The organism is Paenibacillus graminis (assembly GCF_000758705.1).
Lineage (GTDB): Bacteria > Bacillota > Bacilli > Paenibacillales > Paenibacillaceae > Paenibacillus_AQ > Paenibacillus_AQ graminis.
Window position 1 is genome coordinate 4,865,687 of sequence record NZ_CP009287.1, and the last position, 26,944, is coordinate 4,892,630.

Sequence of the window (26,944 nt, forward strand, 5' to 3'; positions counted from 1 at the left end):
TTTAAACAAGATTTTACCGCCCTTGAGGTCAAGAGCGGTATCACCTTGCAGCTATTTCACTGTATACCTAGAACCCAAGCTACTGCTTGTGTATTACATTGCACCGTGGAATGTACGGTTGATAACATCCATTTGTTGTTCACGAGTCAGCTTGATGAAGTTAACAGCATAGCCGGAAACGCGAATGGTCAATTGTGGGTAGTTCTCTGGGTGTTCCATAGCATCCAGCAATTGTTCGCGGGCAAATACGTTAACATTCAGGTGGTGACCTTTGCTTGCGAAGTATCCATCAAGCATCGATACCAGGTTGGATTTACGTCCTTCTTCTTCCTTACCCAGTGCTTTTGGCACAATAGAGAAGGTGTTGGAGATACCATCCAAGCTATCTTCGTACGGCAGTTTGGCAACGGAGCTCAGGGAAGCCAAAGCACCCTTCTTGTCGCGTCCGTGCATAGGGTTCGCACCTGGAGCGAAAGGTTCGCCTTTTTTACGTCCGTCAGGAGTAGTACCAGTTTTCTTGCCATATACTACGTTGGAAGTAATCGTCAGGATCGATTGAGTCGGCAGCGCATCACGGTAAGCGTGGTGTTTGCGGATCATCGTCATGAAGGATTCAACCAGTTCTACTGCGATGCTGTCGACGGCATCGTCATTGTTACCATAGCAAGGGAATTCGCCTTCAGTTTCGAAGTCTACCGCGATACCTTGTTCGTTACGGATTACTTTTACCTTAGCGTGTTTGATGGCGCTCAGGGAGTCAGCTGCTACAGACAGACCTGCAATACCGCAAGCCATAGTCCGCAGAATATCGCGGTCATGCAGAGCCATTTCGATACGTTCGTAAGAATATTTATCGTGCATGTAGTGGATAACATTCAGCGTGTTCATGTAAGTCTTAGCCAGCCACTCCATCATCGGTTTGAAGCGTTTCATTACTTCATCATAGTCAAGATATTCGGAAGTGATGGCCGGATACTCAGGACCTACCTGCACGCCGGATTTTTCATCCACACCGCCGTTGATTGCATACAGCAGAGCTTTGGCCAGGTTAGCGCGGGCTCCGAAGAACTGCATTTGTTTACCGATGCGCATTGCGGATACGCAGCAAGCAATACCATAGTCGTCTCCGTAGATCGGACGCATCAAATCGTCATTCTCATATTGAATCGAGCTGGTTTCGATGGAAACCTTCGCACAGAATTTCTTGAAGCCTTCAGGCAATTTTTCCGACCACAGTACAGTAAGGTTTGGCTCTGGAGCTGGTCCCAGATTGTACAGGGTGTGGAGGAAACGGAAGCTGTTCTTGGTAACGCGTGTTGTTCCGTCTACAGACATACCGCCGATGGATTCAGTAACCCATGTAGGGTCTCCACTGAACAATTCGTTATAGTCAGGAGTACGCAGGAACTTCACGATACGCAGTTTCATGATGAAGTGGTCAGCCAGTTCTTGTGCTTGTTCTTCAGTCAAAGTGCCTTCTGCAAGGTCACGTTCTACATAGATATCAAGGAAAGAGGATACGCGTCCAAGGGACATAGCCGCACCGTTCTGTTCTTTAATAGCTGCGAGGTAACCGAAGTATACCCACTGGAAAGCTTCTTTGGCATTGTTTGCAGGTTTGGAGATGTCCATTCCATGCATTTGAGCCATTTGTTTCAGTTCGCCGAGTGCACGAATCTGTTCGGAAAGTTCTTCACGAAGACGGATAACGCTATCGGACATGGAATCCACTTCAAGATTCGCAAGATCTTGTTTCTTTTCTTTGATCAGGAAGTCAACGCCGTAAAGAGCTACACGACGGTAGTCACCGATGATGCGGCCGCGGCCGTAAGCATCAGGAAGACCTGTGATGATACCGGCTTTACGAACAGCTCTCATTTCGGAAGTATATGCATCAAATACGCCTTGGTTATGCGTTTTGCGGATGTTCGTGAACATGTCAACAATGCCTTGCGGAAGTTCGAAGCCATAAGCCTTGGTGGCATCGATCATCATCTTGATTCCGCCAAACGGTTGAATGGAACGTTTGAAAGGCGCATCAGTCTGAACGCCGACAATTTGTTCCTTGTCTTTGTCAATGTAGCCAGGCTGGTGAGATACAATAGTGGATACGGTGTTAACATCCACATCCAGTACGCCGCCATTAGCAATTTCTTGCTTGGTCATTTCGGAAATAATCTTCCAAAGTTCAGTAGTGTTGTTAGTAGGACCTGCAAGGAAGTCTTCCTTGCCAAGATAAGGTTTGATGTTCTTTTCAATAAAATCATTCACATTTACTTTTCTGGACCATTTTCCTTTTACAAAACCGCGCCATCCAGCCTTAACTTCTTGTACATCTTTTTCAATCACCGACATGCTAAATCCCTCCATTTATATTTAATATATTTGTAGAGATCGCGGGCTTGAAGGTTAATCCCGTGTCTCGTGATCCCCAAAAGATCTGATTGTTATAAAATTCACAATTACATCTCCATAACCGGGACCGTTGTTTATATAAACATTTTAGTTTATTTTCTGAAAAAGGACTGTGACAAATATCACTATTTCGGTGATATTTGTCACTTCCATCCAGTTCCATATTAACCTTTAACCTTATTTTTTGCCATACAACCGTTAATTAGTTGTCGAATCTGCCGTAGAAAGCATTACGATATACATCAGCAAGTTCAGAAACCAGCGGGAGTTTAGGGTTGGCAGTTGTACATTGGTCTTCAAATGCACGGTCAGCCAGATAATCTACGCGGGATTCGAAATCCTTAGGATCGAAACCAAGCGCCTGGAACGACTCTTCGATACCGAGTTTCTTGTTCATGTCGCGGATAGCGTTGATCAAGCTTGTTACGCCTTCTTCAGTGGTACGGGCAGGCAATCCCAGAATGCGGGCGATTTCGGCATAACGTTCGTCAGCTACAAAGTGCGAATATTTAGGGAACGAAGCGAACTTCGTAGGTTTCTTGGCGTTGTAGCGGATAACATGCGGCATCAGAATGGCATTGGTGCGGCCATGGGCAGTGTGGTACTGTCCGCCCCATTTGTGCGCCAAGCTGTGGTTAATGCCCAGGAATGCATTGGCAAAAGCCATACCAGCCAGCGTAGATGCGTTGTGCATTTTTTCGCGGGCAAGCTTGTCGCCTTGCAGTGCCGATTTTTCAAGGTATTGGAATACCAGTTGGATAGCTTTGATAGCCAGACCGTCCGTATAGTCGCTTGCCATAACCGAAACGTAAGCTTCGATGGCATGTGTCAGAACGTCCATACCTGTATCGGCAACAGCTGTTTTTGGCAAGCTGTATACAAACTCAGGATCGATGATCGCTACGTCTGGAGTCAGCTCGTAGTCAGCCAATGGGTATTTCGTATTGTTGGCAGTAGTTTTGTCAGTAATAACCGCGAAAGATGTTACTTCAGAACCTGTACCCGAAGTCGTTGGAATCGCTACGAATTTCGCTTTGTTTCCAAGCTTAGGGAATTTGTATACGCGTTTGCGGATATCCATGAACTTCTGTTTCAGACCGTTAAAGTCAGCGTCCGGATGTTCGTAGAACAGCCACATGCCTTTGGCAGCATCCATTGGGGAACCGCCGCCGAGTGCGATGATGCAGTCCGGCTGGAATCTGTTCATCATAGCAGTACCTTTTTCTACAGTTGTAGTCGATGGATCCGGTTCAACTTCCGAGAACACTTCGATCGCTACTGGAGTCTGGCGTTGACGCAGGTAGTGCTCAACTCTTTCTACATAACCCAGTTTAACCATCATAGGGTCAGTGATAATAGCAACGCGTGTGATGTCAGGCATTTTGGCCAGGTACTGAGTGGCTCCTTTTTCGAAGTAAATCTTGTCAGGTACTTTAAACCATTGCATATTCACGGTACGACGGTTCACCCTTTTCACGTTGATCAGATTGATGGCAGTTACGTTCTGCGATACAGAGTTGCGGCCGTATGATCCGCAGCCCAGAGTAAGTGAAGGGATATTCGTATTGTAGATATCGCCGATTGCGCCATGTGTGGAAGGCGAGTTGACGAGAATACGTCCGGTCTGCAGACGGTTCGAGAACTTCATGATCACTTCTTCGTTATTGGAGTGGATGGCCGAGCTGTGGCCCATACCGCCAAATTCAACAATTTGTGCTGCGCGTTCGATACCCTGGTCAGCATTTTTAACCTTGTAGCAAGCAAGAACCGGGCTCAATTTTTCAGCGGACAGCGGATATTTGGTGCCTACGCCTTCAAGCTCTGCTACCAGAATCTTAGTGCCGGCAGGAACCTGAATTCCGCACATTTCAGCGATTTTCACAGCGGATTGGCCTACGATTGCAGGGTTTACTGCGCATTTTTCCACGTTCATAGCGCCGCTTGTCAGCTTGGCAGCTTCTTCTTTATTTACAAAGTAGCAGCCGTTGGCGATCATTTTCTTCTTCACTTGGTCGAAGATGGCTTCTTCAATGATAACCGCTTGTTCAGAAGCGCAGATCATACCATTGTCGAATGTTTTGGAAAGGATGAGATCTGTTACTGCCTGATCGATATCGGCGCTCTTTTCAATGAAGGCAGGCACGTTACCAGGGCCTACGCCAAGAGCCGGTTTGCCGCAGCTGTAAGCTGCCTTAACCATTGCCGAACCGCCTGTTGCCAGGATCAGCGCAACGTCCGGATTGTTCATAAGTGCGTTTGTTTTGTCCATCGTAGGCAACTCGATCCACTGGATGCAGTTCTCAGGAGCGCCAGCTTTTACAGCTGCATCATGCAGAATCTTAGCTGCTGCGGCACTACATTCTTGCGCAGATGGATGGAAGCCGAATATAATAGGATTACGTGTCTTAGCGGCGATCAGCGCCTTAAACATCGTGGTGGATGTTGGGTTGGTTACCGGTGTGATACCCATAACGATCCCGACCGGTTCGGCGATCTTTTGGAAACTATCATATTGATTGTCTTCTACTACGCCTACTGTCTTGTCATACTTAATGCCGTGCCAGATATATTCTGTTGCGAAGATGTTCTTCGTAATTTTGTCTTCATAAACGCCGCGGCCTGTTTCTTCTACGGCGAGCTTTGCCAGGTACATGTGCTTGTCGAGTCCTGCCAGAGCCATTGCATGAACGATTGTGTTAACCTGCTCTTGATCCAGCTGCATGTAAGCTTCTTGAGCTTTCTTTGCTTTATCCACCAAAGTCTGAATATACTCTTCAGCAGTGGTTTGTTTCACTTGGGCGGCGACTTCGTTCTTAACTGCCATCTCCCTCGTCCTCCTGTCAATTTTTAGGTTGTTTTTCTCTACACATTTATCTTATCACATCGCATCGGGGTTGTATAGTGAAATCTTTCACAAAGTATAAAGTTTTTTTTGATTTGTTTTCAAAGCGCTTTCATTCGCTCTTAATCAGGGTTTTATTCCATTTTGTGTATTTATTTATCGATATTTTTGTCTTTTTTTCGAACGTGAATTTTTTCACTTGACAAACTTCGCTTTTAAATAGCCTCTTCATCTTGAAAACATATCCAGCTGCGACGTTACCAAATCGCTATCTAAATATGGAAAAGACCGGGAAACCTCCCGGCCTTCTACCCTCTCAACCATTTACTTGTCTTCACGGACTACTCTATTCTCCGCACTACTCTACCTTAATCGTATCAAAGAACTTTTCCTGTACGGTCTTTGCTGCGGCGTCAAGCTGGGTTTTGGAGTCCGTGCCTTTTTTGGAGAAAAGCTCCTGAATCACATTGGACATCGTTGCATAGTAATCCTGTGTATTGTATTGTGCCTCAGGCTTGCCATCCAGCAGAGCCATAATATCCGGATTGTACTGGTAGACTATGTCATACTTATCATAGATAGCTTTGGTTTTCTTGCCAAAATCAGAATCAGCGGCATAGTAGTCCAGAAGCGGCGGGATGAAGTATTTGCCGTCCGCTTTACGCTGCTGCAGAATAGCATCCAGTGCTTCCAGGCCTTTGTCAGAGAAGTAATCAAAAGTGATATAGCGGAAAGCCATCTCCTGCTCATCCGGGGTGGCGTTCGGATTGATGACCAGATAGTCGCCGCCGAGTACACCCGTATGCTTGCCGCCCTTTTCCGCAGCAGGCATTGGATAAGTGAGCACATCCTCCGGCTTCAAACCGCCCTGATTCAGGGCTTGCTCGATCACACCGTCGGAACCGGCCATCACCATCGCCGTGCGTCCTTGCTGGAATGCGCCTACAGCATCGCCCCAGCCCAGTGCCCAGTCCTGAGGAATAGCATTGGCTTCCCATCTCAGCTTCTTATAGAAATCCAGTGCCTTCACACCCGCATCGGTATTGAAGGCTGCCACCACTTTGCCGCCGTCAATCTTCTGAATCTCACCCCCGGCTTCGAACAGGAAGTTGGTCCAGTTCCAGCCGGCTTCATTGCCCTTACCCATTGGCGCAATACCGGAGATGCCTTTTTTGGCGTCGGCCGCTCCTTTGGCCGTGTTCAGCATATCCTCCCAGGTCCAATCCATGGCCGGAACTGCCACACCTTTGTCATCCAGCATCTTTTTATTAATCATCGTAGTGGTTACATAGCCTTTTTGGGTGATCCCATACACCTTGCCGTCAATGATGAACTGGTTTTGCAGGACGGGATTGATCTGGTCCTTGTACTCATATTTGTTCCACAGATCGGTAATATCCGCCACCCAGCCTTTTTCGACGAGAAATTTCGCTTCCGTGGCATACGTATTGAAGAAGGTCGGGGCTTCATTGGCAGCCATTTTCACGCCGATTTCACTAACGTTGTACTGCCAGTCATCTTTGACGATCTCTACATTCGGGTATTCCGCCTGGAACCGCTTGATTTTGTCATCCTCCTGGGCCCGCACTTCCGTCAGGTCCGGTGTAGGATAGTGGATCTTAATGGTGATCTTACGCTGAGTAATATCATCTGCCGGCGCATTGGCGGCTGCACTGTTGTCTGCGGCTTTGTCCGTGGCAGCCGGTGATGCTTCTCCCCCATTTGTTCCCTTGGCGCTATTGTTGTTATTGTTGCCGCTGCAGGCGGATAACAACGATCCCGTCACTAGGAGACAGGCTAGGACGCTGGAAAATTTACGCATTGAAACTCCCCTTTTCCATTCATAGTTAGCTTACAGATTCATCTTAAGAGAGAACCCGTGACCGCACGAGGTGTATTTATATTCCTTTCATGTGCAGGTTTACGATCTAATCAGCCGAACGCACACCCCCGTACTACCCCTTCACTGCCGACAAAGCCACGCCGCGCATAATAAATTTCTGGAACAGCAGGAAGACCAGGATCGGCGGCAGAGAGACCAGAAAGAGGATGGCAAACTTGATATTGGTGTTGAGCGCCTTTACGGCGATTACATATTTATAAATCGCTGTGGCGAGAGTGTACTTATCCTCACTGTGCATGACAAGGGACGGCCAGAACCAGTTATTCCAGGCGGTTGAGAAAATAAAGATCGCCAGTGTGGCAAAAATGGGAATGGACAGCGGCACAGCAATCGAGAAAAAGCTGCGCGGCTCCGAGGCCCCGTCAATGCGCGCGGCTTCAAATATCTCCGGATGGATTCCGTCAAAAAAGTTCTTCAGGAGCAGGAAGTAAAACGTATTCGCTCCCGCCGGCAGCCAGAACGCCGCATACTGGTTCAGCAGCCCAAGCTCCTTCAGATTGACGAAGTTCGGAATCATATAGCTGGTCGCCGGGATAAATAGAGTCATCAGGAAGAAGAAATAAAACACCTTGCGGTAAGGCACATTCATCCGGGAAATACTGAAGGAAGCAAGGCCAAGTACAATAAGGGTCACAACCATATTTCCTACGAAAATGTACAGAGTGTTCCTGAGGAACATCAGCAGATCGATATAATTCAGCGCATCCTTCAAATTGCCGAAATGCCACTCCTGCGGAAAAAAATGCGGCGGAAAGGAATTGACCTCCGTGTTGGATTTGAGGCCGTTGAACATCGTCATGAGGATGGGATAGAGCATGGTGAAGACCATGACCAGGATGAAGAACACCATAATCCCGTAGACGATTTTATTGCTTGTTTTTTTCAGATCATGTTCAGAGAGGATGCCCCGGTCTGCGCTCTTCATGTTAGTTGTCCTCCTTGTTCAGCTTGAACTGCACAATGCCCAAACCGCCGAGGACGATAAACATCAGCATGCCAAGCGCCGTCGCCGTTCCGTAATCCAGCCGGGTAAAGGCATATTTCACAATCAGCAGCGCATAGGTAAGCGTGGTATTATTCGGTCCGCCATCGAGCAAAGCAAGCTGTGACTGGTACCCCTGCGAGGTGGCGATAATCTGCAGGATCAGCATCAGGACAATCAGATTGCGCAAAGAGGGCAGTGTGATATGGCGGATACGGGCCCATACCCCGGCACCGTCAATTTCAGCGGCTTCGTACCAATCGCGCGGAATACTGAGCACAGCCGCCAGATAAATAAGCATCCCCGAGCCAAACTGCTGCCACGTTTCCATAAAGACAAGCGAGATCATCGACCACCTGCTGTCCGTCAAAAAGGGGATTTGGTCCGCTCCCATTGTGCCCAGCAGCGCATTGATGGGTCCGACCGGATCATACAGCCATCTCCACAGGCCGTACAGCACGACAGCCGGCAATACAAATGGCAAATAAGCCGCCACTCGGACAAAGCCGCCGAATTTCCGCAGCTCGGAAATGGCGATGGCAAAGGCAATCGGCACCCAAAAGCCGATCAACAGGCAGAGCACCATGTAATACAGCGTATTTTTCACAGCAATCAATACATCCGGGTCCGTAAGCGCTCTGGCATAATTATCGAGGCCGGCAAAGGTATTGCCCTTTACAAAGTCCACCGTATAGAAGCTGTACATAAAACCTTTAAAAATGGGCACCCACATAAACAAAACAAAAATAATAATGGCGGGTACAAGAAACATATATCCCCAAAAGTTTTTTCTCCAGCGGTTCTGTTTATACGGTTTGCCCTCCAGCTTCACGGGTATCTTCTCGTGGATTGTAGCAGTTTGGTTCATCTGGCTCCCTCATTCCTTTTGTCTTTCAGCACTTTCACCAAGCGCTGCCTACATTAATTGTAGAAAAGGAGCCGAAGCCTGAACATGTCTATATCTACCGCAATCGTAAGCGTTCTTACTTCTTCAGTTCGCTGGGGCTGATGCCGTAATATTTTTTGAAAATCTTGCTGAAATGCTCCGGGGACTCATAGCCTACCCGCTCCGCGATCTCATAACGGCGCAAATCGGTATGCAGAATCATCTCGCGGCTGTCCTCCATCCGCAGCTTGATGACATATTCCCAGAGATTATGGCCTGTATTTTTTTTGAACAGATAGCTCAGGTAATTGGGGCTGACGTGATTTTTTTTGGCCACCTCATGGATCGTCAAGCCCTTCTGGGCATAATTCTCGTCGATATACGCCTTAGCCTTCTGCACGATCAGGTTGTTATGCGTATACAGCTCCTCAGCCGATGGATCGGCAGCATAGCTGCTCCAGTTGAAATCCCCATAGTAGAATACATAGTAATCGGAGTGCTCCTTGTTCCACTGAATGGCTTTGGAGGCTTGCCGGTTCAGCACATCCATAAAGGACAGGCCTTTGAGGATCTGGCTGATGCCAATCACGGCGTTCAGATGCAGGTACTTCTGGATATTTAAATGCAGACTGCGGCCAAGCACATCCAGCCTGTTGATCTGGCCCGCCGCCGATTCCTCATAGGTCCTCTCATCCCACTGGATAATGACGGTAATCTCCTCCTCCGGAGAATAAAAGGCCACTGTGCACCACTCCTGGTCAAGCAGCTCTTTGGCAATATTAAGCGCGGCATATCGCAGCAGTTCCCGGTCGCGGGAGGTGTACTTCTTCTCTCCGGCGGCTTCCGGCGGCGGCAGTTTGATCTTGATTACGGAAAAAAAAGGCCCCTGCAGCTTCAGTTCATCCAGCTTCCGCAGCTTCTCCTCTTCGCCCATCACAGAGGCAGGCTCTTCAATGAGGGCATTCAGCAGCTTGCTGTATTCGGGCAGCGGCTCCTCCAGGCGGAAGCTCTCGCCGATCCCGGCCATAAAGGTGGCCAGCTCCGGGGAAGGTTTATCCATTTTGAGCAGCACATTCCGTACCGAATCGAGAAAATGCTCACTGTTCAGCGGCTTGATCAGATAATCCTTCGCCCCTAGCCGGACGGCCATCTGGGCATACTGAAACGTTTCATGGGCGGAGATGACTATGGTTTGCACCCAAGGTTTGGCCAGCTTGGCGTGCTGCATCAGCTCAATGCCGCTCATGGCCCCCATCTGAATATCCGTCACCAGCAGATCAACTTCCTCCATGCGGATGCAGTCCAACGCTTCAAAGCCGCTGTTCGCGGTATAAATATGGCCGATCTCCAGTCCCGAGGAAGCCAGCAGGCTGCTCAGCCCTTTGCAAATCAGCGGCTCATCGTCTACAACCAGTACATTAAACATCTAAGAGACCACCTTTCTATTGTTGATTCTCCGACTTGGGAAGTTTAACTGTTACGATAGTCCCTCCACCCTGGCGGGGGGCGTAGCTGATTCCATAATGCGGGCCAAAATGCAGATGCACACGCTGATTGATGTTGCGGATGCCATAGCCGCTTACCGGATTAGGACTTTCGTCATTCAGCACCTGCTCAATGGCCTGGTAATCCACCTGTTTGTACCCATTATCTACTATAGTAATTAGAATGGTATCGTCCTGCAGAACCGAGGTGATGATGATCTCCCCGTCCTCATCCATATTTTTGACACCGTGGATGATGGCATTTTCGATTAGGGGCTGGAGGGTGATCTTGGGAATGAGATTCGCTTTGGTCTCCGGTGCGATGTTCCAGATGACCGTGAACACATAATCATACCGGTGCTGCTGCAGCTTGATATAGGCACTCGCATGCTCCAGCTCCTCCTCCAGCGTAATCAGCTCCCGGCCCCGGCTTAAGCTGATCTTCATCAGCTTCGATAATTCCTTGATCATTTCCGCGGATTCGACATTGCCTTCCAGCGAGCTTTTCCAATAAATGCTCTCCAGCGTGTTATAGAGCAGATGCGGATTGATCTGCTGATAGAGCAGCTGCAGCTGTGATTCCTTCTGCTTCAGCTCCATCTGATATTTGTACATGATGAGACTATTCAGCCTGCGGGCCATATCATAAGTAGAAGCGATCAGCACACTGACTTCATCGTTGGTCCCTCTTTGCGGTGTCTCGGGAACACGGTTGCCCGGCTCATATTTGCGCACAAAAAAAGCCAGCTTCTGCAGAGGAGTCATGAGAGAACGCCAGAAATAAGTGATAATGATCAGTCCGAAAAGCGCGTAAGCAACCGTTATGTATTGAATCACCCGCTTCATTTCCTTCTGCTGCTGGAGCAGCGCTTTGACCGGAACCTTGTAGACCAGCTTCTGGGCAAAGGCATGATTGTTGTTCACCACATAGATGAAGTCATCCGTGATAATGTCCTCTGTTCCTTCCGGATCACCAGTCTCAGCTCCCTCCGGCAGGTCAATTACTTCCCCTGTAGCATTAGTGGTCGAAGCCAGCACCCGGTTGTTCATATCGGTCAAATAGATTTCGCCTTCCGGCAGAGAAATGGATTTCAGCGACTCGCCGATTTTGGACTCCATCTTGGTGACCACCAGCACGCCGATGGTTCCCGCCCCCCTGTAAATGTTGTTGACCGCCCTGACATAAGTCAGTGTCTTGAGGTTCTCAGCCTGCGGGCTAAGCTTCTCTGCGAGCATTAAATAACCTCTGCCCTTCTGCTGCACGACCTGGTCAAACCAGTAGGGCTTCTCGCCTTTTGAGAAAAAATACACGCCCGCCTTCTTCACCTGCGGAAAATTGGGGGCAAAAAAATAATAATTGTCGGGGTCGTACACATACAGTGAATAATAAATCCCGTCGCCCCGTCCGGCGCCCTGCGAGTAGCTGCCCAGCAGCTTTTCTATGGTTTCATAGTGTTCCACCCGCTCCATCACAGGCTCGCCGCCGCTGACATGCAGCTGCTGCAAAACCGGATTCTGAATAACGGTTGTAGTAATTTTATTTACCGTATCAATGTCTCTATTGATGATCGCAAAGTTCTGTTTGTTCAGCTCCACATAGGCATTGGTGACATGTCGCTTCAGAATTTCCTCCGCCTTGTAATTGCCGTAGCTGTTCAGGATCAGTATGGGCGAAATCATAATCAGAAACAGCAGAATCAGCTGCTGCTTGACGTTCAGCCTGACGACTGGCTTGATAAAGGCAGACAACATCTGGATACACCTCCAGTTTCAATAATATATCAAACGGATAAGCGCTTACACAGGTTTATTTTGATGGAAATGATGTTCATTTATATGTATTTTTACAGCTAGCAGCGGATTGGAGAGGCAAAGTGGAGTCACTCCGTGGAAGATTTGGACCTCCGGCCGTTGTTGTCTCCAGATTTTTTTATTTTTACCGCTGGGCGGATAAAATCCGGAGACAAAGGCAGGCACTACCGTTCCTCCGGTTCCAAATTTCCACTACACGACTCCTTCACCTCTCCAAAAACCCGAAAACTGAAAAAAATTTCGGCGCAGAGGGGTGGGAAAATATGAAACATAACGGCTGCGTTGTCCAGTGAAGGACGCGCAGCCGTTATGGATTTAAGTTTCGCGTTGCCTGGAGAACCTTTATGATACCTTCGGCCACTCCAAGTGGAAATAGGGCAACTAATTCAGCTCGAAGCCCTTATTGACCTCAGGTGAAGTGGAAAAAGGGCAACTAATCCAGCTGATTTCGCAGTTCTTGAGGGAATATGACCCAATTAAGCTCTCTTTTTCCACTTAAAATTCATAATTGTTAATTTTGGGAAAAAATAAACTCCCTTTTTCCAACTAGCACTGCTCAGCTCTTCTTCAACAGACGCTATTTAGAAAAAGACTATCAAATTCAGCCGGCACAAAAAGGAACTGTCATCAGACAGTCCCCTGGCATGATCATCTAGGAACGATGATATTTGGATGATTCATTCGATGATTCATTCGAACATAATTGGTGTAAATTCCTAATTCATCACTTCGTATAGCCGTTCAACGCCAGCCAGGAAGCACAGGCTTCGGTCCAGCTTCGGGTGTGCGGCTCCCCGCCGGCCAGACCAAGCCCGTGCTCGCCATGCGCATAGACATGAAGATCGAATGGTATATGATGACGGCTTAATGCAGCAGCGAATTGCAGGCTGTTCTCCACAGGCACCGCTCCGTCATCCGAGGTATGCCACAAGAAAGCAGGCGGGGTAGCTGCCGTTACCTGAAGCTCGCTGCTGAGACGCTTCACCAGCTCCGGATCAGGTTCTATCCCCAGCTGATTCTCCTTGGACCCCTGATGGGTCACTCCTTCAGCCATGGATATTACCGGATAACATAGAATTAATAAATCTGGACGGCAGGACTTCCGTTCCAAAGGCTCTGAAGCTTCTTCATCACCCTCATCGAACAGAACTCCGGCAGCAGAAGCTAAATGTCCGCCTGCCGAAAATCCCAGGATGCCCAGTCTGTCAGGATCTACCCCATACTCTTCAGCGCGGTAACGGATCGTGCGGAGCGCACGCTGAGCATCCCGCAGCGCATGGGGATAACCATAAGGGGCTACGCGGTAACGCAGCACAAAAGCCGAGATTCCCAGTGTATTCAGCCATTCCGCCACCGGTCCTCCTTCATGGTCTGCACGCATGGCATATCCGCCGCCCGGACAGACAAGCACAGCGGCGTTCTTATCACCTTCCACCAGATAAGGCGTAATCGCCGGGCAATCCTCATTGCTTGATCCAAGTGCGCCTGGCGCCCCTTCCGGCCATAACAACATTGTTTTCATGTTCATCCCTCAAGCTTTCTTCCATTGGATAGAATTATCATACAGGAAATCGCTTTCTTTCCCTGCTATAAGTCTATCAAGCTCTTACAATTCATGCAATCCGGTTACGACGAAATCGGCTGCCGCCAGCAGTTCCCGCTTTCCGATCCCAACCACCCGCATCCCTGCCGCTTTGGCGGCCGCAATCCCCGCTTCCGCATCCTCAAAAACCACACAGTCCGCAGGCTGCAGCCCGAGTCTGCGGCAGGCGGTCTGAAAGACCTCGGGGTCCGGTTTGGCACGGGATACGGTGTTGCCGTCAACAACCGCATCGAACAGCCCGGATATCTTCAGCCTATCCAGGATGAATGCGGCGTTTTTGCTGGCAGAACCTAGAGCAATGCCTACTCCCCGCTTCTTAAGGCTGCCGAGATATTCGCGGACGCCAGGCAGCAGTTCCGAATCATCCAGGCGCGAAATATAGTCAACATATACCCGGTTCTTCCTTTCGGCCATGGCAGCCTTATCCGCTTCATTGAACTCCAGGCCGCCGGTCTCCAGCAGAATATCAAGTGAGCGCATACGGCTAACCCCTTTCAGCCTTTCGTTATGCGCCTCCGTGAATTCGAACCCGAGGTCTGCGGCAAGTGAATGCCAGGCCAGATAATGATATTTGGCCGTGTCTACAATCACACCGTCCAAATCAAAGATTGCACCCTTCATATGTTCCAGCATGTATCTTCTTTCCTTTCAATTTATATAAACTGTAGACGCGTCCGCTCCGTAATTATCCAAGCTTCCCCTCAGCGCTTCTTACCTTTTATCACTACTCTGCCGAGCAGCCGGCTCCACCAAGCGCAGCCGCAGCTGTGTACCTGGTCCGCACAGCTCAGCCGGGCCTCCGGATACGGAAAAAGCCAGAGCCTCACAGTTGCCCGCTGCCGCTGTAATCATGACTTCGTCACGAGTGACATGCAGCCTGTATTGGCCTCCGCGCAGCGTGACCGGCAGTTCGATCGACTGCCAATGCTCCGGCAGCGCCGGCTTCAGGCAGACGGTTTCACCGCTGAATTGCACACCCGCGAAGCCAAGCACTGCAGCCATCCACGCCCCGCCATTCGCTGCCGGATGCGTGCCTCCGATATAGAGATCCCCTACATACTGCTTCGATTCCCCGGTCAGATCAACGGTAGCCGTCCGCATAAAATAAGGATAACCCCAATCAGGTGAGCCGATCTCAGCAGCCACCAGCGCGTAGATGCATGGGCTAAGGCTGGAGCCATGCTCGGTACGCGGTTCATAAAACTCCCAGTTCGCCTGCTTTACTTCCTTGGAAAATGCAGATTTGAACAGGTTCAGCATCAGCACAACATCCGCTTGCTTCAAGATTCTGGTGGTGGTGGCGAGCCCGTTGCCGCCGCCCCAATATTCGTTTTTGTCAATCACCCGTGACCTCAGCTCCGGCAAAGTGACCTCTTCGAGCTGAAAATAACGGTCAAATTGTTCGATCAGGAGCGTATCCGGGTCCGGCTGGGGAAGATACAGCCCCTCCAGCAGAGTCTTGAATTCTGTCAGGAACGGACCTCCTGTAAATTGCCTGTACCATTCGCGGTAAGCTTCCGGGTACCTGCTCTCCAGCAATTCTGCACTGCGCATGGCAATCTCCAGAGTTTCTTTAACCAAGGCATTGGTAAAAGCGTTATTGTTCACGCGCTCGTGATATTCATCCGGACCGGTAACATCCAGAATTTCATAGCGCTCTTTTACCGGATTATAATAGGCATAGGAATAGAAGAAACGCGCACATTCCCAAATGACCTCGGCCCCGCCGTCCAGCAGCAGGCTGTCGTCACCTGTAAACTGAATGTACTGCCAAATTCCATGCACTACATCCGCACTGATATGGACCTGCTTATCACGGAAATACGTCCGCATAGGGCGGCCCGTAAAAACATCATTCACATTGAAAAGGGTGCAGGCATCATCTCCCGAGTCCTGGCTCTCCCAGGCGTAGAACGCCCCAAGATACCCGTATTCAGCCGCCTTGCGCCGCGCGCCATCCAGCGTGTGAATCCGGTACATCATCAGATTGCGGGCAACTCCGGGATCACTGTGCAGAAAAAAAGGCAGCATGAACATCTCTGTATCCCAGAATACCGCGCCCTTGTAGACCTGGCCGGATAAGCCCCGAGCCGGGATGGACACCTTTTCCGACGCCGTAGGTGCGATAATCATCAGCTGATACATGCTGTACCTTAGCGCAAACTGCGCGGCTTCGTCTCCTGCAATGAGGCAATCGCAGCGGGACCAGCGCTCCGCCCACACCCTGCGGTGAGCCTGCAGCAGCTCCCGGTACCCTTGCTCCGCTGCAGCCTGAACCGCTTGCTCTGCCAATATCTCTGGATCGCCTTCCCTGTCCAGACCGGTATATACCGCTGCGTATTTGAACCATTCATAAATTTCTCCAGCGTTGGCGTCAAAAGTAATCCTCCGCAGTGTTCCCGCCTTGGAGAGCTTCAACCCGCCAAATTCAGACACTGACAGTTCAGCTACAGCCACCTGAAGCTGCAGCTCCCCCGTGGTTGCGGAAGACAGCAGCAGCCCATCCCTGAACAATTCCTGCTTATCCTGCAGATGGGGACCGTTAATATCCCACACTTCACTGTCGATGCCCGTCTCAATCGTGATCCGGCAGTCCGCTGTACATTGAACAGTCTGCCTGCTGGCCAGCACATGCAGTTGATCCATACTGGCAAACCGTTCAGCCGTGTAGATCAGCTCGCCGCCCTCCGGTATGCGGTAAATCGTCTCTCTCCGGTGAACTGCACTGCGGATATCAAGCTCCTGCTTGTGATCAAGCGGTTCAGTCTCCAGAACACTGAGGTGCTGCCCGTTACAGACTAATGCCGTGTACAACCCGTTGGGAGCATTAACCGGCTCCCGCCACCGCTCTCCGGCCTGATCGTACACCCCTGCGAGCGTGACAGCAGCCAGTTGATCCTTGCCGAACTCCTCCAAGGTGCCGCGATAGCCCATATAGCCATTTCCCGTCATGTATTTGTTTCCGTTTGTTATGATCCGGGCCTTGTCAAAACTTGAATCGCGAACGGTCCAGCTCATCATGCCATCATCCCTTCACCCAGCGGAAGCACTGTACCTGCGGCATCCACCTTAGTCTGCTGTCCATACACCAGAATGCTGGCAGTTCCGCCTCGTAAAGCTTTGAAACTTACATGCCCACTGTTCACTGTAATACCCAGCAGCACACCTTCGTACGTCACCTGGAAGCTGTAAGAAGTCCAGCGCTGCGGCAGCGTCGGGCGGAAGGAGAGACGCTCGCCGTCTGAACGCATGCCGCCGAAGCCGTACACGATATTCATCCAGGCCGCAGCAATTGAAGTGATATGCAGGCCTTCGCGGGTGTTCCGGTTGTAATTGTCCAGATCAAGCCGGGTAGCGAACTCGAAGAATTGGTAGGCCTCCTCTTCTTTGCCGATCTCACTGGCCAGAATGGAGTGGATCGACGGCGAAAGTGAGGATTCATGAATACATCTCGGCTCGTAATAATCGTAATTGGCCCGTTTGGCTTCCCGGGAGAACTCCCCATTATATAAGAACATAAACATCAGCACATCCGGCTGCTTGATCATGTCATAGCGGTATATCCGGTCGTAGGACCAGTTGGAATACAGCGGAAAATCCGTTACTGGAATGGAATGAATATCGATGTGCGGCAGATCAAAATAACCGTCATGCTCCTCGTACACCCCGCTATCCGGCTCAAGAGGTATCCGCATATGCTCCGCTTTGCTGCTCCAATCGGTTAATTCCTCTGTCCGGAGTCCTGTCTTCCTGATTAGTTCAGCGTAGGCATCCGGCACCTGTGTCTCCATCCCGGCTAGAGTCTCCAGCGTAAATTCGAACATTTTCTTCGCCATTAGGTTAATGTAGCAGTTATTATTCACCATCAGCTGGAATTCGTCAGGACCCATCACGCCAAAATAGCCATATTCCCCGCTGCGCTGGCCCCACTGCCCGCGGGTGGCATAGAAACGGCTGATCTGAATCAGCATTTCAGCACCTTTGCTGTACAGGAACTCCCTGTCGCCTGTGTTCTTCACATAGTGCCAGATGCCGTAGGAGACCGCCGTGCCGACATGAAGCTGGAGGTTGGAGTGCTGCCACAGGTCGCAGCTTTCGGTTCCGTCTATCGTTGCAATCGGGTAACAAGCCCCCTCGCAGTCAACCTCCTTCGCGCGTTCCATTGCCTCCGGCAGCGTTTTGTAGCGGAATTCCAGCAGGCTTTTAGCCGCTTTGGGGTTGTTGAAGATATAGAACGGCAGACAATACGATTCCGTGTCCCAGAAAGCCAGCCCCCGGTAGGCTTCACCTGTCAGCCCTTTGGCTCCGATATTGTAGCCGGGATGATCGCCGTGATACGTCTGATAGAGCTGAAAAATACAGAAACGGATGCCTTGCTGGTTCTCGGGATCACCTTCAATAAGGATGTCGCTCGTCTCCCATATTCCGCTCCAATATGCGGATTGATCCGCGAACACCTCGGCTTCATTGCGTTTTGAGACAGCTGCCGCCAGCTCCAGCCCCTCATTCCAGAGCGCATCCTCATGACGGGAAGCCTCATGATCTCTACAATGGACAGCAAGCTTCGTATAGGAATCCTGTTTACCCTGGGTTAATTGCAGCCTAAAGGTCTGCCCGATAAAACGTTCGCGTTCTACCTTTGTGGGATGCAGTTCCTGGGAGGATTGCAGAACAAAGCCGGAAAACTGCTTGTTGCCCGTGTTCAGAGTGCTCCCCATAATGGCGGTAACACCGTCTTGTACTCCACTGCGCAGACTTCTCCACATGCTCTGGCCGCGTTCCTCATGGATGCTGCCGAAATCAAGTCCGGTGCATATCTCCACATCTCCTGAGAAATTCAGCGGTTCGAGCACAACCTGCTGCAAGCCCAGGTGGGAGTCCGTCATACTGACCAGCCGTGTAAAAGTGAGCCTCAGCTTCTTGCCGCTCCCCAGCAGCCAAATGAATTGGCGGCTATAGGTGCCGGTGCGGAAATCCAGCCTGCGGCTGTAATCCGATATCTGGCTGTAGGCCAGATCCAGCTGTTCCCCCTCTACCGTAAGGCGCGTATGCAGCCAGTCCACCGCATTTACCATATAGCGCAGCGAACGGATCATTCCCTTGTAATGATTGCCGATCTCCAGCTGCTCATGAAGACCATTGAAGTAGCTGCCCGGCAGGGAATCACCGCTATACCCCTCCTCGGCATAGCCGCGCACCCCCATATACTCGTTGCCTACGGAAAAAACCGACTCCGAGGTCCGGTTCCGCAATGGATCAAAACCTTCCTCGATAACAGCCCAGGGATCAACCTTCAGATATTTGTCAGCTACTTTTGCCATGTATGAACTCTCCTTCTCCCGAGTTGTGTCCTCCGGCTTCGTGAATTAGAAACCGCGGGACGCTCACTTCCAGCGTAGCTCTCAGGAGAAAGAAGGCCAATGTCAGACGTTAACAGAGTTATGTGCATTTTTACGGAGTTGAAAGAAACCAGCAGATTGCGTTATGATCAAAAAAGCCAAAAAAGACTTTGACCCCGATTTCAGGCCAAAATCATATTAAATCTCACACCTTTGAAGTGAAAATTATCACAATGTTAAAAATTCGACACTTTTTCGGGAAAATATTCACCCATAAAGAGGAATTTCAATGTATAATTAATTTAAAATTTACTGAAAAACTGAGGGAATAAAGGGGATGTCGATTATGATAAAGGAACATTATAATGTTATCGAAGCCCACGGAAATACAAACTGTTTCTCCGAACAGAACTTTAACCGGCTTCTGGTCACAATGAAAGAGCGCATGGTGCCGGAAGGCTCTCACCTGTTTTGGGAGGGCGACTACTCGGATAAATTGTTTTATATCAAACGTGGACGTGTGAAATTAACCAAATCTACTGACGAAGGCAAAGAACTTATTCTGTATATGTATCAGGCAGGCGATATGGTAGGTCAGGCAGACCCATTCTTCAGCACCAAGCACAGCTTCACCGCCGAAGTGATTGAAGAAAGCGAAGTTGGCGTTATCGAGCAGAAGGATCTGGAGATTCTGATCTGCCAGCATTGTGATTTTGCCATTGACTTTATGAAATGGATGGGTATCCATCACCGTCTCACACAGACAAAATTCCGTGATCTGATGATGTACGGCAAGCCTGGCGCACTCTGCTCCACGCTGATTCGGCTGGGGAATACCTATGGCGAGAAGACCGGAGACAGCATTCTGATCAACAAAAAAATTACGCATACGGATCTCTCCAACATGATCGGTGCTACCCGTGAGAGCGTCAACCGCATGCTGAGCGATCTGCGTAAAAAAGATGCTGTGGAATATGAGAACGGCATGATCGTCATCAAGGATCTTTCGATGCTTCAGGACATCTGCCACTGTGAATTATGTCCGAACGAAATTTGCCGCATTTAATTTCCTAATACTAATACCCTCTATTCTCCTCAATGAATCATATATGACCCGGAATTACCACATCAAATTAATAGAGTGGTCAAGGCGCCTTGTCCGGCGTCTTTTTTTATATGCATACCACTGAACTGTCTCTGGCTCAGCTATTAACAAGTCCCAGGCCATGCTCATGCACGCAGAAACGGTACCGTCCTTGTAAAAGTACGGTACCGTTTCTATTTCAAAAAAGCTCTGGGATCGAATCGATCCCAGAGCTTTGAAAAGAGCTAGCTTACATGTTTTTCGGTCCTGCTGATCACGCCTGTGCGTGCTGTCCGCACCGGAGAAATCAGCCAATATGCCATGCCGACAAACACGCCTCCGCCAATAATATTGCCTAAGGTAACAGGAATCATGTTATGAAACCATCCGGCCAGGCTGACCGTTTCCGGATGATTAGGCAGCAGCACTGCTACGCTCAGCAGCGTCATATTGGCTACACTGTGCTCATAGCCGCTCGCGATGAAGGCGAACAGACACCACCAGATCAGCACCAGCTTGGCAGTTTCGCTTTTGGCACGCGAGGACATCCACAGCGCCAGACAGACCAGCCAGTTACAGAGAATTCCGCGGAAGAACAGCTCTGAGAAAGGCAAGCTCATTTTTTTGGCGGATGCGGTGAAGATCAGATGTTCCGCCGGAGCAGCGCTAAACAATCCCGTGCCCCGGATCAGCAGAGCCAGAACTACCGCACCGGCTACATTCCCGATAAAGACGATGATCCAATTCTTCACCGTATCCCACACGCTGGTCCGTCCGGCAAGGGTGCTTACGGTGAAAAACATATTGTTCCCGGTGAACAGCTCCGAGCCGGCGAAGACCACCAGCGTCAGGGCAATCCCGAAGGATGTCCCCATAATCAGCGGCTGAAAAGGTGATTTAACCGCCGCCAGCGGTGCTCCCAGCGAAAAAATCAGAATAATACCGATACCCACATAAGCTCCGGCCAACAATGCGGCAAGAAAATACTTTGGCAGACTTTCATTCATTTTGTCACGTTTGGATGCTGCCGTCTCTACGATATTTTCCACACTTTGCGTAAACACCCGTCCACCCCGCCATTCCTAATTATAATTAATGATGCCAGCCTACAAGCTAACCGTTACACTATCTCCGTCCAGGACTACCGGGTAAACCTTCACCTTGCCGTGATCCGGGGCCTGCACTTCGCCGCTGCGCAGATCGATCTTCCAGTCATACAGCGGATCATACAGATAACTGCCGGAGATGATACCCTCGGCCAGCGGACCGCCTTTTGGATGCGGACTGCGGTTCTCTATAGCATGAATATCTCCGTCAGAGGTGCGGAATATTGCCAGCTCCACCCCTCCCGCAACGACAACCCGGCCAATCTGCAGCAGGAAGTCCTGCACTTTGCCTACAGCATATTCTTGTGTCGCAGTTTTCATCGTGCTCTCTCCTCCTTAAGTCGGTATGGGTCAGACTCTTGTCTGCTCGAACAATGCGGTACGCGTCTCTTGGTCATCCAGCATTTTTTTCCATGGATCAGAAACCTGTGCCAGGGCAAAATCAATCCGGGCCGCCAGCTCCTTGCGGTTGTCTTCGTTGTCCAGAATCACCTGCTGAATCTGCACAAGTCCCATGCGTTCCACCCACTCGGAGGTCCGCTCCAGATAATTGCCGGTCTCACGGTAATACTGCATGACGGCTGAGCAGACCTCAATCAGCTCTTCATCGGTTTTCACTTTGCAGAAGGAGTCCGCGATCCGCGGCTTGATTCCGCCGTTACCGCCAATGAAGATTTCCCAGCCCCCATCGTTGCCGACGATGCCGATATCCTTAGTACAGGATTCTGCACAGTTGCGCGGGCAGCCGTTAACCGCCATTTTGAACTTGGCCGGAAAATCAAGACGTTCGTATTTACGCTCAAGCAGCGCCCCCATACCCATAGAATCCTGAGTGCCAAACCGGCAGAACTGGGAACCTACACAGGTTTTTACAGTACGGAGCGATTTCGCGTAAGCATAACCCGACGGCATATCAAGCTCTTCCCATACCTTGGGCACATCCTCTTTTTTGACTCCAATCAGGTCCAGACGCTGTCCTCCGGTTACCTTCACTACTTTTACATCATATTTCAAGGAAACATCGGCAATCCGCTTCAAATCCTCCGGTGTTGTTACCCCGCCATACATGCGCGGCACAACCGTGAAGGTGCCATCCTTCTGAATATTCGCACTCATCCGTTCATTGACGAAGCGCGATTCCTTCTCATCCTCATGCGTATCCGGGTAGAGCATACCGAGATAATAGTTCACGGCCGGACGGCATTTCGAGCAGCCCTCAGCCTGCTTCCAGTCCAGCACATGCATGACCTCTTTGGTCGTTTTCAGGCCTTTCGCGGTGATTTCGGCCACAATTTCGTCCCGGCTCAAGGTGGTGCAGGCGCAGATTCCCTGTTTGGCACTCTGCTGGAAGCTGTCTCCGAGGACAAACTGCAGGATCTGCTCTACGACAGGCTTGCAGCCGCCGCAGGAACGGGTAGCTCCGGTGCAGGCCTTGATCTCATCCACAGTCGTGAAGCCATTCTCCGTTACGGCATCGACAATGGCTTTTTTGGTCACGCCGTTGCAGCCGCAGACAATCTCTTCATCCGCCATCGTCTCTACCGACATGCCTTTCTTCGCTCCGCCTCCGCCGCAGCAGCCGGTGCCCATAACCTCGCTGTATATCTCGTCGGTCATCTCTGCACCCTGCTTCACCAGCTTCTGCAGATTGGCCGATTCTGTGACATCACCGAACAGAACTGCTCCGACAATCGTGTTGTTTTTGAGCAAAATCTTCTTATAGGTCCGCTTCCATTCATCTTTGGACGAGATGACCGTATGCTCAGCGGTTTCCGTGAACTCACCGGCTGAGAAAACATCCACTCCGGAGATTTTCAGCTTGGTGGCAACAACCGAACCTTCATAAGGCTGAGTCGGTACGCCGCAGAGGTGCTTCGCGAGTACACTTCCCTGCTCGAACAGCGGTGCTACCAGTCCGTAGCAGGTCCCTCTGTGTTCCGTACATTCGCCAACAGAATATACACCCGGCATCGAGGTTTGCAGATAATCATCAACTACAATCCCGCGGTTAACCGTAATGCCGCTCTCATGGGCCAGTAGCGTGTTGGGCTTAATCCCAACGGCCATAACCACAAAATCCGCTGCCAGCTCCGTTCCGTCACTGAAACGCAGGCCGTTCACACGCTCATCACCAGTCAGTTCAACCGTCTGTTTGCCCATAGCAAATTTCACGCCCTGTCGCGCAAGCTCCGCCTGAAGCATCGAGGAAGCATTGTGGTCCAGCTGCCGTTCCATCAGATCTTCCAGAAGGTGGACTACCGTTACGTCCATCCCGAGGTTCACAAGTCCTTTGGCTGCTTCCAGTCCGAGCAGTCCGCCGCCGATCACTGCCGCCGTACGGTATTGCTTGGCTGCCGCAATCATAGCATCGCAATCCGCAATATCGCGGAAGCCCACTACCCCTTCTTTGCCGCTGCCCGGCACAGGAAGAATGAACGAATTCGAGCCTGTAGCAATGATCGCCTTGTCATAAGGAACTGACATCCCGTTATCTGTGATAATCTGCCGCGCCGCTTCATCGATTCGGACCACGGTCGTTCCTGTGTGCAGCGTAATATTGTGATCCGCATACCACTGGCGGTCATTCAGCACGATCTCCTCTATGGTTTTACTTCCTTCAAGCACGTAGGACAGCATAATCCGATTGTAATTGGGGTGCGGCTCACTGCCGAATACAGTAATATCATAAGCGCCGCCGAGCTTCAAAATCTGCTCTACCGTCCCTACACCTGCCATGCCGTTACCAATGAGTACTAGCTTTTCTCTCTCCACTGTCATTGTTGTGCCCCTCCTTAAACCGTCTGCATTTCATCACAACACATCTGATAGTGAAATTATACTGTTGATTTTCGAAAAGACTTTGTGATTGCAATCACATTAAATGTGAAGGTTTTCACATATTTCAGCAAGTGAACTATTCAACCTTTTGGACAAAAAAATGCCAGATTCCTAAGCAAGTGAGCAATAGAAATCTGGCACTGGACTCCTCAACTAACGCAACACAAGCGCTACCTCCAAGGTATCCTGGGGTCTAAGCTTCATATCAATTCCACTGTCCAGCAGCTGCTTGCCATTGACCTTCAGCCTCCAGGCCTCATTGCTGAGCGGTTTGTAATCCATAATGCTTATCACTGTCTTATTGTCCTCGGCCAATTGAACCATACCGCTGCCCTTCAGCACACCCCGGACAGACAAATCCTCGGAATACGGCAGCACATACGAATGAGTCATTTCCGGCTGCTCGCTTCCGCCGTTCACGGTAAAAATGACCGGCTGCAGCTCAGACCCGGCTGCAGCGGGTTCTGCCGCAATAAGTATGCTGTCGCTGCGGTCAACACTGCTGTTCCAATCCATTATTTTTTTGCCGTTCAATTGTATTTCCCAAATCCACTCGGGACTCAGAGATACTTTGTTGACCGTCAAGAGACTGTACCCGTCATCGGCAAATGTAGCTACCCCACTTTTTTTAAGCAGTTCAATAAGCGGCATGCCATCCTTATAGGCCTCGCTTATCTGTCCCCCCGAGCTTCCGGCCAGCTCGCTGTCACCGACACGCAGCGAAAACGCAGGTCCTGCATTTCCGGCTCCGCCATCGTTCCCCTCGTTCTGGGCGCCAAGAACCGAAGAACAGCCGCCCAATATTCCGAGTACTAATATTCCCAGACAAATGCGCCACACCCATTTCGCGGACATTTCCGGCACCGCCTTCTTCCGCCCGCTCTCAGTCTCTGCTGCTGCTCAGGCATGTCTTGATGATGTACATAGTCTTTTTAAGAATAACGTAAACGGATGCTATTCTCAAATATTCCTGCCGCCATGCCTATAAAAAAAGTCCCCTAAGGGACTTGTGAAACTGCTCAAGATTCTATTGGTAGCGCAGGAACAGGATATTATTCTCCAGATGGACATGCTCAAAGGTCATTCCCTCCAGCTCTTCAAGCCGGGCATAGGTTAGACGGTAGGTTGTGCAGGCATGCTCCGGCGGTGTGAAGTCACCGGTAACTCTCCGCAGCTCGCGCAAAATATCGCCCGCCCCGTCATGCTCCTCTTCCAGCGTACGCAGAAGTCCACGCAGCTCAGTCAGGCTGTCCTCTGTAGGATTCTTTTCATAAGCCAGCATTTTGGGGAACTCGCTTTCTTCTTCCTTGGCCGTATGCTCCAGCAATTCCTCCCGCAGTGTATGGAACAGCCGGTACACTTCCGCCAAGTGCGGAGAGTCCTCACCATGTACACGGAAGACCTTCGTCACATTCTGGGCAATCAGCGGCAGCTCCTCGCGCAAATATCTGTGATGCTTATTGATAATGTATTCGACCAGCTCTTCTGACGAAGCTTCATTCCAAGCCGTATCTTCTTCCAGCACCGGATGTTCGGCCCGCAGCTTGTTCAGGTCCTGGAGCACTGCTCCTGTATCAAGCCCTTTTTCTGCTGCAGCCTCTGCCAGAGGTTTCGCACCTCCGCAGCAGAAATCAATCCGCTGTGCCTTGAAATAATCCGCCGCTTTGGGGAATTGAAGGACGATATCTCTAACCATCGCTTCACCGGAAAAATGGACGGAGGTTTCCGTCACTGTATTGTTAAATTGTTTGGCCGTCATGCTGGCCCCTCCCTTACGTTGTTGGTCTAGGTTTCTTTTACCCTTTTACCTTAACGCGGGCTGGGGTGGCCGCTTGTGATTGTACGCACTAAATATAAAAAATTTTAATGAACGTCAGGATCTCAAGCATAGTTTAGGAAATTAATATCAAAAGCTGTGTATTGAGATTTGCTTAACCTTAGGGAAGACACTGGATCAACTTTTTTGGGAGGGTGCTGAGCATGGGGAGAACTAATCTGGATGAAAGACAATTGCAAAAAAAGCACAAAGCGGGGAATCAGGCGTTTATCCTGCTGGCTTTCTTGCAGCTCGCGGATATGGGGCTGCAAAATTACGGAATTCACTGGCTTGAATATCCCCTGAGCAATTACGTTATATTTCTTGTTGGGGTGGGCTCCTACCTGGTACGGATTATCTGGTACGGATTATCTGGAACGGATCCTATGCAGGACCGGGCAGCGGAAATCTGACGGCTAATGGCAGAAGTTTATTGAGTGGGGTTCTGGCGATTCTTGTCGCGCTATGCGTCATTACCGCCGCCTGGATGGGCCCATCCGGCAAAACATCTGAGGGTACCGGCACCGGACCGGCGGTTCTGATGATTTCTACAGCAGTTGGACTGGTCATCCTGGGTGCGGTGTTCTGGATCAGAAGAAGAAACAACCGGGATGAAGCATAGTATTACCATTGGGTTCCAAACATAACCCTGTGATCAAAGTTGAGAGTGCTGCCAGTTCGAATCATCTACCGTCCGGCAGCGCTCTTCCTTCAGCTTTTCAAATTCCCGGCTATGATGCGGACTGGAGATCCGTTATTGACGCGAATCAGGCGATTCGGCAGTACTAACGGACAAGGCTTCCGTTATTTGACCAATAACTCTTCATTCCGGGC

At 50.2% G+C, this 26,944-nt stretch carries 19 protein-coding genes; 3 read left to right on the plus strand and 16 right to left on the minus strand.

The features are described 5' to 3' along the window. Positions 1-93: 93 nt before the first annotated feature. The 11 genes from pflB to PGRAT_RS21010 form a co-directional block, all read right to left on the minus strand. On the minus strand, positions 94-2,355 hold the full coding sequence (gene pflB / locus PGRAT_RS20960) for a formate C-acetyltransferase (RefSeq protein ID WP_025705545.1): 2,262 nt from the start codon (positions 2,353-2,355) through the stop codon (positions 94-96). A gap of 262 nt (positions 2,356-2,617) precedes the next feature. Then, entirely contained in the window at positions 2,618-5,239 is a 2,622-nt protein-coding gene (gene adhE, locus PGRAT_RS20965; protein WP_042267167.1) for a bifunctional acetaldehyde-CoA/alcohol dehydrogenase, read from the minus strand. A 376-nt stretch (positions 5,240-5,615) separates the two neighbouring features. Next, positions 5,616-7,079: an ABC transporter substrate-binding protein gene (locus tag PGRAT_RS20970; RefSeq protein ID WP_025705402.1), complete on the minus strand. Its 1,464-nt coding sequence runs from the start codon at positions 7,077-7,079 to the stop codon at positions 5,616-5,618. Between the two features lie 133 nt (positions 7,080-7,212). Beyond that, entirely contained in the window at positions 7,213-8,085 is an 873-nt protein-coding gene (locus tag PGRAT_RS20975; protein ID WP_025705403.1) for a carbohydrate ABC transporter permease, read from the minus strand. 1 nt (position 8,086) lies between these two features. Next, a complete protein-coding gene (locus PGRAT_RS20980) occupies positions 8,087-8,914 on the minus strand; it encodes a carbohydrate ABC transporter permease (protein ID WP_155990378.1) in 828 nt (275 codons plus the stop codon). A 211-nt stretch (positions 8,915-9,125) separates the two neighbouring features. Continuing rightward, positions 9,126-10,454, minus strand: a complete 1,329-nt coding sequence (locus PGRAT_RS20985; RefSeq protein WP_025705405.1) for a response regulator — start codon at positions 10,452-10,454, stop codon at positions 9,126-9,128. A 16-nt stretch (positions 10,455-10,470) separates the two neighbouring features. Beyond that, positions 10,471-12,264 (minus strand): cache domain-containing sensor histidine kinase, encoded by a 1,794-nt coding sequence (locus PGRAT_RS20990; RefSeq protein WP_042267170.1) that lies wholly within the window; start codon positions 12,262-12,264, stop codon positions 10,471-10,473. Between the two features lie 784 nt (positions 12,265-13,048). Then, entirely contained in the window at positions 13,049-13,846 is a 798-nt protein-coding gene (locus PGRAT_RS20995; protein WP_025702925.1) for an alpha/beta hydrolase, read from the minus strand. 84 nt (positions 13,847-13,930) lie between these two features. After that, positions 13,931-14,560, minus strand: a complete 630-nt coding sequence (gene pgmB / locus PGRAT_RS21000) for a beta-phosphoglucomutase (RefSeq protein WP_025702927.1) — start codon at positions 14,558-14,560, stop codon at positions 13,931-13,933. 78 nt (positions 14,561-14,638) lie between these two features. Further along, on the minus strand, positions 14,639-16,948 hold the full coding sequence (locus PGRAT_RS21005) for a glycosyl hydrolase family 65 domain-containing protein (protein ID WP_238326717.1): 2,310 nt from the start codon (positions 16,946-16,948) through the stop codon (positions 14,639-14,641). After that, positions 16,945-19,248, minus strand: coding sequence for a glycoside hydrolase family 65 protein (locus PGRAT_RS21010; RefSeq protein ID WP_025702932.1), 2,304 nt, complete (start codon positions 19,246-19,248; stop codon positions 16,945-16,947). Before PGRAT_RS21010 ends, PGRAT_RS21005 begins: the two co-directional genes overlap by 4 nt. 364 nt (positions 19,249-19,612) lie before the next feature. Here PGRAT_RS21010 and PGRAT_RS21015 point away from each other — a divergent pair, with 364 nt between their 5' ends. Beyond that, positions 19,613-20,332: a Crp/Fnr family transcriptional regulator gene (locus PGRAT_RS21015; protein ID WP_379161824.1), complete on the plus strand. Its 720-nt coding sequence runs from the start codon at positions 19,613-19,615 to the stop codon at positions 20,330-20,332. Positions 20,333-20,595: 263 nt separating this feature from the next. Here PGRAT_RS21015 and PGRAT_RS21020 read toward each other — a convergent pair whose 3' ends face one another. From PGRAT_RS21020 to ric, 5 genes are all read right to left on the minus strand, one after another. Beyond that, positions 20,596-21,414 (minus strand): formate/nitrite transporter family protein, encoded by an 819-nt coding sequence (locus PGRAT_RS21020; RefSeq protein ID WP_025702934.1) that lies wholly within the window; start codon positions 21,412-21,414, stop codon positions 20,596-20,598. Between the two features lie 42 nt (positions 21,415-21,456). After that, positions 21,457-21,777 carry a nitrite reductase small subunit NirD gene (nirD, locus tag PGRAT_RS21025; RefSeq protein WP_025702936.1) on the minus strand — a complete coding sequence of 107 codons (321 nt, stop codon included), beginning with the start codon at positions 21,775-21,777 and terminating at the stop codon, positions 21,457-21,459. A gap of 30 nt (positions 21,778-21,807) precedes the next feature. Further along, positions 21,808-24,234 carry a nitrite reductase large subunit NirB gene (gene nirB, locus PGRAT_RS21030; RefSeq protein WP_025702938.1) on the minus strand — a complete coding sequence of 809 codons (2,427 nt, stop codon included), beginning with the start codon at positions 24,232-24,234 and terminating at the stop codon, positions 21,808-21,810. A 213-nt stretch (positions 24,235-24,447) separates the two neighbouring features. Beyond that, positions 24,448-25,149, minus strand: coding sequence for a hypothetical protein (locus tag PGRAT_RS21035; protein ID WP_025702940.1), 702 nt, complete (start codon positions 25,147-25,149; stop codon positions 24,448-24,450). A gap of 172 nt (positions 25,150-25,321) precedes the next feature. Further along, on the minus strand, positions 25,322-26,053 hold the full coding sequence (ric, locus tag PGRAT_RS21040) for an iron-sulfur cluster repair di-iron protein (RefSeq protein ID WP_025702943.1): 732 nt from the start codon (positions 26,051-26,053) through the stop codon (positions 25,322-25,324). A gap of 221 nt (positions 26,054-26,274) precedes the next feature. Between ric and PGRAT_RS21045 the strand changes: the two genes are divergently transcribed. Next, positions 26,275-26,523 carry a hypothetical protein gene (locus PGRAT_RS21045; RefSeq protein WP_025702944.1) on the plus strand — a complete coding sequence of 83 codons (249 nt, stop codon included), beginning with the start codon at positions 26,275-26,277 and terminating at the stop codon, positions 26,521-26,523. 20 nt (positions 26,524-26,543) lie between these two features. After that, the gene (locus PGRAT_RS21050) at positions 26,544-26,732 is read left to right on the plus strand and encodes an LPXTG cell wall anchor domain-containing protein (RefSeq protein ID WP_025702946.1); all 189 of its coding nucleotides are present in this window, start codon (positions 26,544-26,546) and stop codon (positions 26,730-26,732) included. The last annotated feature ends 212 nt before the right edge of the window (positions 26,733-26,944 follow it).